Genomic DNA, 813 nt, shown 5'->3' with positions numbered 1-813 from the left:
ACAATTAGCAATCCCAACTCCAGAGCATTATTTACCTTTGATTTATACTTTGGGTTTAAAAGGAAAACAAGAGGAGCTCAGTTTGTTCAATGAATTAGAAATAATGCAAACAGCGAAGTAATTTTAAATATTTATATGTTCAATATTTAATTACAGAAAACAAAACTATGAAAAATGAATATAAAAAGTATATTGACAATTTCTTTTCAACATTACTTGAATATAAACATACAACTAGTAGGGTAAATAAAATTCTGATTTTGGATTATCAAAAGTATACAGAAATAGGATCAACATATAGTGCAAATTCAACTTTATTTTTAAGCGATTGGACAGGCGAAACTGATAATGGATGGGCATTGCCTTTTCATTCAGGTATATTTAAAGAAACTTTAAAAGAAAATTATAAAAATGAAATTTTAAATATTTTGTCAAGAGAATTTTGTCTGATTTATTCTCAATGTTATGAAGCTCTTGAAAAATATTTTAAGGACTGTGTTTTGTATAAATCTGAAAACAATATAGAATTTGAGGAATACATTAAAAGAAAATTTAAAATTCAAGAAAGTATTAAAAGAGAGGATCTAAAAGGAGGTGAAAGGCTCTTTAGATTAATAAAAAAAATGGGAAATAAATCACTTCAGGATTTTTCCAAAAGTAATAATGCAAATATAAAATTTGGTGAACTTATAAATATTTTATCTGAAGCAAGACATTGTATAGTTCATTCAAAATGTATTATACATAAAAATAAAATTAGTAAAACAGACTATCACTTTGAAATTTTTAAATATCTTTTCAATTATTGTGAGA

At 24.4% G+C, this 813-nt stretch carries 1 protein-coding gene; it reads left to right on the top strand.

The annotated features are described in order from the left end of the window. Positions 1 to 167: 167 nt before the first annotated feature. Positions 168 to 813 (top strand): hypothetical protein (locus DNC80_RS15780; protein WP_182652034.1); only part of this gene is annotated, 646 nt, incomplete at its 3' end.

Source organism: Flavobacterium sp. SOK18b, assembly GCF_014156605.1.
Taxonomy (GTDB): domain Bacteria; phylum Bacteroidota; class Bacteroidia; order Flavobacteriales; family Flavobacteriaceae; genus Flavobacterium; species Flavobacterium tiangeerense.
The sequence above is the reverse complement of the archived record's forward strand: the minus strand, read 5'-3'. Positions and strand labels throughout refer to the sequence as shown.